9 protein-coding genes are annotated in these 8,865 nt (G+C 42.6%); all 9 read left to right on the top strand.

Annotated features, from left to right (window positions below):
- The first annotated feature begins 202 nt into the window (after nucleotides 1–202).
- Nucleotides 203–532 carry a hypothetical protein gene (locus Q7J41_RS04320; RefSeq protein ID WP_304885573.1) on the top strand — a complete coding sequence of 110 codons (330 nt, stop codon included), beginning with the start codon at nucleotides 203–205 and terminating at the stop codon, nucleotides 530–532.
- Complete coding sequence (tnpB, locus tag Q7J41_RS04315) at nucleotides 529–903, top strand: IS66 family insertion sequence element accessory protein TnpB (protein WP_304885572.1); 375 nt, start codon at nucleotides 529–531, stop codon at nucleotides 901–903. The genes Q7J41_RS04320 and tnpB overlap by 4 nt, the downstream gene beginning before the upstream one ends.
- Before the next feature lie 140 nt (nucleotides 904–1,043).
- Nucleotides 1,044–2,666, top strand: coding sequence for an IS66 family transposase (locus Q7J41_RS04310; RefSeq protein WP_304885570.1), 1,623 nt, complete (start codon nucleotides 1,044–1,046; stop codon nucleotides 2,664–2,666).
- A gap of 133 nt (nucleotides 2,667–2,799) precedes the next feature.
- On the top strand, nucleotides 2,800–3,471 hold the full coding sequence (locus Q7J41_RS04305; protein WP_304885568.1) for a GGDEF domain-containing protein: 672 nt from the start codon (nucleotides 2,800–2,802) through the stop codon (nucleotides 3,469–3,471).
- A gap of 526 nt (nucleotides 3,472–3,997) precedes the next feature.
- A complete protein-coding gene (locus tag Q7J41_RS04300; protein ID WP_304885566.1) occupies nucleotides 3,998–4,645 on the top strand; it encodes a B12-binding domain-containing protein in 648 nt (215 codons plus the stop codon).
- Nucleotides 4,638–5,651 carry a uroporphyrinogen decarboxylase family protein gene (locus Q7J41_RS04295; RefSeq protein ID WP_304885563.1) on the top strand — a complete coding sequence of 338 codons (1,014 nt, stop codon included), beginning with the start codon at nucleotides 4,638–4,640 and terminating at the stop codon, nucleotides 5,649–5,651. Before Q7J41_RS04300 ends, Q7J41_RS04295 begins: the two co-directional genes overlap by 8 nt.
- A 4-nt stretch (nucleotides 5,652–5,655) precedes the next feature.
- The gene (locus Q7J41_RS04290) at nucleotides 5,656–7,278 is read left to right on the top strand and encodes an ASKHA domain-containing protein (RefSeq protein WP_304885561.1); all 1,623 of its coding nucleotides are present in this window, start codon (nucleotides 5,656–5,658) and stop codon (nucleotides 7,276–7,278) included.
- Nucleotides 7,278–8,669, top strand: coding sequence for a diguanylate cyclase (locus Q7J41_RS04285; RefSeq protein WP_304885559.1), 1,392 nt, complete (start codon nucleotides 7,278–7,280; stop codon nucleotides 8,667–8,669). The genes Q7J41_RS04290 and Q7J41_RS04285 overlap by 1 nt, the downstream gene beginning before the upstream one ends.
- A 69-nt stretch (nucleotides 8,670–8,738) precedes the next feature.
- On the top strand, nucleotides 8,739–8,865 hold a 127-nt coding region (locus Q7J41_RS04280; RefSeq protein WP_304885575.1), incomplete at its 3' end, for a TetR/AcrR family transcriptional regulator.

Below are 8,865 nucleotides of genomic sequence, written 5' to 3'. Positions count from 1 at the left end.
CTAAACTCTTTTATCATTGGGAGAAGGGTATCAAACCAACGATTGGATAACAAGAGCCGTATGACGCGAGAGTGTCACGTACGGTTCTGTGAGAGGCTTGGGGTGAAATTCCCCTTGCCTACTCGACAAAGATGGCGTAGTGCAAAATAGGTCGAATTATTGTAGACTAACCTAAAAGAACTTACAGGAGGTTAAGGATACAATGGACGAATCAAAAAGACAGCTTTGGGAAGAGCGTTTTGAAGAACAGGCAAACAGCGGAATGACCGTCGACGCCTGGTGTACCCAAAAGCAGCTTAGCAAATATACCTTCTATTATTGGAAGCAGCGCATCCGGAAGGAAAAAATGGAACGAGTGGAGAAAGACGCTGCAGCGCCACTGTTTGCAAAACTGGAAATGCCGGCGGCTTCTGATGAGCGAACAAGTGCGGCGGGGCTGATTATCAAATGGCGGGGTTTTGAGCTGATTCTTTCCGATCACAGTGATATCGCTCTCGCAACGCAGTTTATCCGGCAGCTTTCGCAGCCATGATGGATTGGTTTATCAAAGACACCACCCATATTTATATTGCGTGTGGAGCCACTGACTTCAGAAAGCAGATGGATGGACTGGCGGTCGTTGTTAATACAGAGTTTAAGCTGGATCCATTCTCTGTCAAATGTGCCTTTATCTTCTGCAACCGAAAAAGAAACGCTCTTAAAGTTTTACGTTATGATGGCAACGGCTTCATTCTGGCCAGCAAGAAGTTGCTGAATGGCATGAAATTTCAGTGGCCAAGAACCCCTTCGGAAGTCAGAGAAATAACCGGACAGCAGGTTCAGTGGTTACTTCAGGGGCTTGAAATCGAGCAGAAAAAAGCCCTTCGACCGGTAATGATGACGCTTGAGAACAGCTGCTTTTAACTGCTTCAAAACAACGCAAATAAATTTTCAAAATGGCTTTAAAAAGGCGTTTTCAAGGTTTTTTTATTACCGATAAATGTAGCATTCTGACGCTGAAAATGGTATAATAGTACCAATAAAAAGCAAAGGAATGGATACGGATGACGGGACAAGAAGAACTGCAAATACTCCGGGCACTGGTGAAAAAACAGAAAGAAGAACTGGCCGCCAAAGATGAAATCATTGCCAAACAGAATATCCGGATTGAAAACATGGTGCAGGCGCTTCTGCAGGCCAGAAAGAAACTGTTTGGTTCCTCCACCGAAACAACAAAAAACCTGGATGGACAGCTGTCCCTGTTTGAATCAACCCAGGCACTTGCCAAAGAACTATTTAACGAACAGCATAAAATAACCGTCCCCAGCCATACCCGGAAAGCCCGCCAACCCGGAGTTCGTCAGGAAATGTTGGCCGGTCTTCCGAAGGAGATTGAAGAGTATATCATTCCACTGGACGCGTCCTGCTTTAAGTGTGGCGGGGATCTAACGGTTATCGGCAAACGGATCGTTCGAACCGAAGTGACCTATGAACCGCCAAAACTGAAGGTGAAACAGATCGTTCAGCAGATCGCCAAATGTACCCAGTGTGGCAAAGAAGGCAGTGAGAATCCCAAGGATCATTTTCAGAAAGCCGCTGTCCCGGTGCCGGTACTCTCACATTCCATTGCCACACCTTCCCTGGTAGCCCAGGTCATGTATCAGAAGTTTGCTATGGGGATGCCTTTTGCCCGTCAGGAAAAAGACTGGTACCGGTTAGGGCTGATTCTATCCCGTTCAAATATGGCCAACTGGACCAACCGCTGCAGCGAAGAATGGCTGACCCCGGTTTATGAACGCATTCATGCCGAACTGCGCACCTGTGAGGTGCTGCATATGGATGAGACACGGATTCAGTGTAACCGGGAAGAAGGCCGGAAAGCCAACAGCGACTCCTATATGTGGGTGATCCGCAGTGCGGCATGCGAGAACATCCGAGCCGTTTTCTTCCATTACTCCCAAAATCGCAAAGGGGAGATCGCCAGGCAGCTGCTTTCCGGGTTCCATGGCTATTTAACGACCGATGCGTATTCCGCTTATGAACAAGTCGAGAATGTCCGGCGCAATTTATGTTGGTCACACTGTCGCCGTTACTATATCGACAGCATTCCCTTGACCAGCAATGGGAAAGAAATCCCAGGTTCAAAGGGTGCCGAAGGACGGGCGTACATCGACCTGCTTTTTAAAGTTGAGAATGAAATAAAGGATCTTTCCTATGAGGAGATCAGAGAAAAGCGTCAGGATCGGTCACGCCCCATCCTCGATGCCTTTTGGTCGTGGGTTGACGAAACTGCGGCGATTCCAACGACAAATGAAAAGTTGACTAAAGCCCTGAATTATTCAAAAAACCAGAAGAAATATCTGGAAACCTTCCTGGAAGACGGACGTCTTCCTATCTCCAATAATCTCTGTGAGGCCAGCATCAGGCCTTTTGCGACAGGACGCCGCGCCTGGCTTTTTGCCGATTCGCCTAAAGGTGCAACCGCCAATGCGGTTCTCTACACGTTGGTGGAATCCGCCCGGGCCAATGAACTTGATGTCTTCGAATATCTGAATTATCTTTTGACAGAAATCCCCAACAGTGACTATCTGCACCAGCCGGAAGTACTTGAAAAATACCTGCCGTGGTCTCACGAATTGCCCGAGGTGTGCAGACTCAATCATAACTATAAAAAGTGCCTCAAATAATGATGTCATCAGTATAGCAGGTTTGAATCAGACTTGCTATACGTCATCTTTTGAGGCACTTACCTTTTTTGCACTACGCCATCTTTTGAATCACTTACAGTTCGACTGGTTAAATAGAGAACTTGATAAATTTATGGATTTAAATGAAAAAGAAGTTATAATAGAAAAAACAATGGAAACAAAAAAGGGTCAAAAAACATTTATGATAAAATTCAGAAAAATGTTGGATGTCAGTGAAAAATACAGTGGAACCGTTATTTTATTCAATGATATAACAGAAAGAAAAGAAATGGATCAAATATTAAAAAAACAACAGGAAAAGCTTGAATACTATGCATTTACTGATCCAATGACAGGTGTTTCAAATCGGAGAACCGGTCTTATGATTTTAGAACAGGAACTGTTGTTTAAACATAGGATAGATGCACCTTTATCAATATGCTTTCTTGATATTGATGGTCTTAAGACAGTAAATGATACCTATGGTCATGAAGAGGGGGACGTGTTGATTAATCATATTATCGAAGAAATAAAATCAACAGTGCGAGAAATCGATACAATTAGCCGAATAGGTGGAGATGAATTTCTAATTATTTTTCCCGGTTGTTTTGAATCGGATGCTGAAAAAGTAATCCAGCGAATTAATTGCAAATTAGAAGACTATGATAAAGTAAATGAAAAACCATATCAACATGCTTTTAGCTACGGAATACTGGAATTAAGTGTTGATAACAAATTAAGTATAAATGCTGTGATAAATGCGGCAGATAAAAAAATGTATCTCAATAAGATGCAAAAAAGGTAATAAAAGCCAACGCAACGCCAACAATTCCGCGATAAAAAGATGTATTACAATAAGATGCAAAAAAAGACTAATCGAAAATAACCGAGTTGCATTATATGACGAAGTTTTTCATGCATTCATCAACATGACTGCCAGTGCGGGTGTCAGTATGTACCCCAGACATGGAATTGTCTATGACAGTCTTTTATAGTGTCCTGATTTAGCCATGTACCGGGTAAAAGATCAGGTGAAAATCAATTTTCAAGAGTACGATCCGACCATAAGTTCAATCTTAACAAGAAGAATTACCTTATCAATAAGCGCTTTATCAAAGACATTACCAACAATTCCAATAATGCCAGCATTGTTTCAGCAATCATTGCGATGGCACATCATGTGAATATAATCATGATTGCCAAAGAGAATAGAAGACCAAGATCATATTAGAGGCCTTTTGCCAATTAAAATGGGAATACGCTAACGCTACAATTATCGACCAAGGTCAGGGGTTTTTATTAATAATTTCATAGAATGGAGGTAAGTGGAAATGACAGAAGAAACGATGAAGCTGTTAGTAGAAGCGATTGTAGTCGGAGACTGCACCCAGTCCCTTGATCTGGCCAGGAATTTATGCGATTCCGGGATTAGTGCCGAGGAAATAGTAGTTAACGGGATTGAGGTGGCAATGGCACAGCTGGACGAAAAATGTACGATGGAGCAGTTCAACCTTTTGGAAATCATGCTTACGGGGAGAGCGGCAATGGAAGTAATCAAATTTCTGTTCCCTTCCGGTGAAATGGTGATGGCAAGAAAAGGAACGGTTGTCTTAGCCGTTTTAGAGGGGGATGTCCATGATATTGGAAAGAATATTCTCAAGATGATTTTAATCGCCAGCGGGTACCAGGTGGTTGATTGTGGAAAAAACTGCCCAATTGAAAAACTTTTAGACGTTATCGAAGCGGAAAAACCAATCGCAGTCGGATTAAGTGGCTTAATTTTTCCGGTCATCCCAATGGTCAAACAGGTCAAAGAACGGATGCAGGCACGAGGCATTTATGGGCCTAAAATAATGGCTGGAGGTGCGGCACTTAAACAGTCATCAAAGGAAAATCTCAATGTGGATTTTCTTGCGGAAACAGCCTTTGACAGCGTCAAATATTTAGAACAACTTGCAGGCGGTGAATTAAATGAATAGTATCGAGCGAATCAATGCGACCTTAAACTTTGAAAAGCCGGACCGGGTTCCCGTGTTTCCCCAAATATTTGGTCTTGCCGGAGTGATGGCCGGAGTTCCGGTTGATGCTTATGTCAGGGATGGGCACCTCCTCGCCGAGTGCCAGATCAAGGCGATAAAAAAATATGGCTATGATGCCGTGTTTTCAGTGATGGACACCAGTGTGGAGGCGGAGGCAGTAGGAGGAATTCTGGAATATAAAAAAGATATGTATCCCACAATGAAGACATACGCAATACAGGATAAAGACATGATTGATCATCTTGTTTTGCCTGACCCAAATGTGGCAGGTCGAATGCCCGAAATGCTGAAAGCGGTGAAAAGACTTCGAAGAGAAGTTGGGGATGAGCATCTGGTTGTTGGCTGTGTGATGGGTCCCCTGACTATCGCCAGCCAATTGATGGGAATGGAAACGGCTTTGTATCTAGCCATTGACGAACCAGGCGTGTTTATTAAATTGTTGGATTTTTGCACCGAAATAGCCATTAAATTTGGTCTTGCCCAAATCCAGGCCGGTGCCCATTTACCAATGATATTTGACCCTGCGGCATCGCCTGCGGTCGTCCCACCACAATTTTTCAGAGAAATTGAGTTACCACAGCTTCAGAAGTTATGTCGGATTTTTGATGAAGCCGGATCCCTTGCTAACTGGCTTCACATCGCCGGTCCTACAGCTTCCATTCTACCTTTTTATCCCGAGATTGGGGTTGATATAGCAAATTTTGACTATTATGTATCACCTCAACAAGCAGTAGCGCTACTCCCTGATCTGTGCCTGGATGGGAATATAAAATCGATTTCCTTTATTGAAGACGGACCGGAAGAAATTGCTGTAAAATCCGCTGAGCTTTTAGATCTATTTGAAAATAGGGGTGGCTTTATCCTTTCTTCCGGCTGTGAAATTTCACCACTGTCATGTCCTGAAAATATTGCTGCCATGGTAAATGCAGCAAAGGAAAGAGGATGAGCTGGTGCCAATATTATCTTTTGTGCAAGAAGAAAAAGAACAGCAAATTTTCTTTGAAATGGGTGCAACAATCCGTGAAATACTGGATAAAACAAATATAATGGCAACCATTTCCGGATGCCGGGGCAACGGGGCCTGCGGGTTGTGTACAGTTCAGATCATCGAAGGGGAGGTTAACAAACCTCAGCTAAATGAACAGTTCCATCTCTCCGATGACCAGATTAATCACGGAATTCGTCTTGCCTGTCAGACCAAACCCCTTGAAAATGTGCAGATAGCATTGCTCTATTATGTTTGTGAATCAAACTGGAAAAGGATTCCTGAAAACGAATATATTTTGGATACAGCGGTTAATAGCCAGCCTCTGAATAATAAAAAAACAGAAAACAAACGAAAGTCTTATGGTGTATCGATTGATCTAGGGACAACAAATATCAGCCTTGCCGTTTGGGAGCTGGGAAAAATGCTACGGGTGACAGATCGACAGGGCTTGAATGGTCAGTATTGTTTTGGTGCTGACGTGATGACAAGACTGACGGCTGCGTGTGAATCAGTTGAGAATGCTAAAAAAATAGCGATAACCACTCAAAAATCAATTGAAGAGGCTCTTTTGGACATTGCCATAAGGGAGTTTATCGATCTTGAAGCGATTGAACAGGTGGTCATTGTGGGAAATACAGCAATGCTGACGCTTTTGTCAGAAAAAAATTATGAATTAATGCTAAATCCAGAATGTTGGGAAAAAGAGATTGATTGTCAGCCGGAAGACAGCCAAAACTGGGGTGAGCTATGGAAAATTTCACCCGAAGCAACGATTGAAGTGGTTCAGCCACTTGCCGGATTTGTTGGCTCAGATCTGATTGCCGGTATTCTCGCCACCCAAATTATCGATCAGTTGGACGTGACCTTGCTGATTGACTTTGGTACGAATACCGAAATTGCCCTGTGGGATACAAAAAAATTATGGGTAACTTCGGCTGCTGGAGGCCCAGCCTTTGAAGGGGGTGGGATTTCCTGTGGCATGCATGCAAAATCCGGAGCCATCTTTAAGATTGATTGGACAGCGGACCAGCCAGATTATCATTTCGAGGTCATTGGGACAGCGGAACCCAGAGGCATTTGCGGCTCAGGGATGGTCGATGCCATTGCATATCTTGTCGAACAGGAGAAACTTAACAGCAATGGCAGGTTTCAATCACAGGTCACAACCGAAGGATCATTCATTTTGGATGAAACGCATAAAATCAGCATTAATAATCATGATATTGATGTTTTTCAACGAGCCAAGGCTGCGGTGGCAACGGGTATTGATTGTTTATTGGATAATGCCGGAATGAACATTGCAAACATAAAAAAAATCATTGTTTGCGGGGCTTTTGGCGTTTCTTTAAATATTGAGAATGCCCGAAAGATCGGTTTGCTACCGGAAATTGCGACTCAAAATGTCATACTGGCGGGAAATACTGCTTTAGCCGGGTGTGAAATGCTATTATTAAATGGGAATGACAAAGATTTGGTGGAAACTATAAAAAGTAAGGCTGAGCTGATTAATTTATCAAATTATTCGGATTTCTATGACGTATTTTTAAAAAATCTTTTTTTAAAACCAATGAGGGAGCAAATATAATGGTGAAAGTACAAGCAGAAAATATAATCCAAATAGAAAGTTTTATCAAAGCGACTCAATATATTCTGCGGCTGACACCTATGCAGGATATTTGGGAACATACCGGCAAGTTAATCGTTGAGTATTTTAATGCGGAATGGGTTGCCTTTGTTCAATGCGACAAAAACAATAAAATAAGCGTTCATTCTAGTACGTCTTCCGAGTTTGAACTGCTTTTAAATTCGTGTGATGGTACGATTAAAAAGATTATCATGGATACCATCGATAGCGGATTTATCGCTCTGGAGGAGCTTAAATCTCAGGAACCATTACAGTTTGTGTTTGTCCCGATTATGAATGGTGATCAAGTGGATAAAATCATGATCATCGCACATAAATCAACGGAACCCATTTCAAGGGAATTGATCAATATTTATCTGGGTTCGGCAGGACTGGTGGGAACTGTCAATGAGCTCAGAAATTATCGGCGTCACCTGGAGAAATTAGTCAGGGAACGGACCACCGAAATGGAAAAAGCGTTAAAACAGAACGATCTGATCCTTCATGCCGTCGGGGATGGAATCTATGGTGTCGATGCGGAGGGGCGGATTACTTTTATCAATCCTGCCGCTGCCAAAATGATAGGCTGGGAATCGGATAAGCTGTTAGGTAAGAACAGCCATCAAATCTTGCATCACTCTAAACCGGACCATTCGCCTTATCCGGAAGAGGAGTGTCTGTTATTTTTGGCTGCAAAGGATGGTAAGGTTTATCGTCGGGATAATGATACCTTCTGGCGAAAAGATGGGACGTGCTTTCCGGTGGAATACATTATTACACCGATTGTGGAAGGGGACCCGAGTGCGGGAGAGGTGATTGTTTTTAGGGATATTACGCAAAGCAAACTGGCAAAAGAGGAACTCGAATATTTTGCCTATACGGACCCGATGACAGGGGTTTCAAACCGTCGAACTGGTTTTATTATATTGGAGAAGGAATTAGATCTCGTGTCAAAGAGAGGCATGCATTTGTCAGTATGTTTTATTGATGTGGATGGACTAAAAAAAGTAAATGATACTTTCGGACATGAAGAAGGAGACTGTTTAATTAATTTGATTACCTCCAATATTAAATCATCCGTTCGCGAGATTGATGTGGTGAGCCGTATGGGGGGCGATGAGTTTCTTATCGTTTTTCCGGGGTGTCATGAAACGGATGTTGAAAAAGTAATCAAACGAATCAATGATAAATTAGAAGGGTATGACAAAAAGGGGTTAAAACCCTATAAGCATTCTTTTAGTTATGGCATATTAGAAATAACAACGGATAGCAAATTAAGTGCGAATGATGTCGTAAAAGAGGCTGATGAGAAAATGTATCAAAATAAGATGTTAAAAAAGACAATAAAATAGAGATGGTTAAGATCAATGAAAATTGCTGACAGTGATAAAACTAAGCACAGAAAAGTGAAGGAGTAAGCCATGAAACATCATGCGAAAGAGGCAATCATTGCATCATTTAAAGAGTTGGTCAGCCGTAAATCCATCGACCGGGTGACGGTGAAGGAGATTTGTGACCATTGTGGCGTCAACCGGCAGACCTTTTATA

Source organism: Acetobacterium sp. (assembly GCF_030652775.1).
Lineage (GTDB): Bacteria > Bacillota > Clostridia > Eubacteriales > Eubacteriaceae > Acetobacterium.
This window is presented reverse-complemented; position numbering and strand designations above follow the sequence as displayed.

Excerpts from the sequence above, each read along its gene's own strand:
- Q7J41_RS04305 (WP_304885568.1), top strand. The coding sequence starts at position 2,800 with ATGGATTTAAATGAAAAAGAAGTTATAATAGAAAAAACAATGGAAACA.
- Q7J41_RS04310 (WP_304885570.1), top strand. The coding sequence starts at position 1,044 with ATGACGGGACAAGAAGAACTGCAAATACTCCGGGCACTGGTGAAAAAA.
- Q7J41_RS04300 (WP_304885566.1), top strand. The coding sequence starts at position 3,998 with ATGACAGAAGAAACGATGAAGCTGTTAGTAGAAGCGATTGTAGTCGGA.
- Q7J41_RS04320 (WP_304885573.1), top strand. The coding sequence starts at position 203 with ATGGACGAATCAAAAAGACAGCTTTGGGAAGAGCGTTTTGAAGAACAG.
- Q7J41_RS04295 (WP_304885563.1), top strand. The coding sequence starts at position 4,638 with ATGAATAGTATCGAGCGAATCAATGCGACCTTAAACTTTGAAAAGCCG.
- tnpB (WP_304885572.1), top strand. The coding sequence starts at position 529 with ATGATGGATTGGTTTATCAAAGACACCACCCATATTTATATTGCGTGT.
- Q7J41_RS04285 (WP_304885559.1), top strand. The coding sequence starts at position 7,278 with ATGGTGAAAGTACAAGCAGAAAATATAATCCAAATAGAAAGTTTTATC.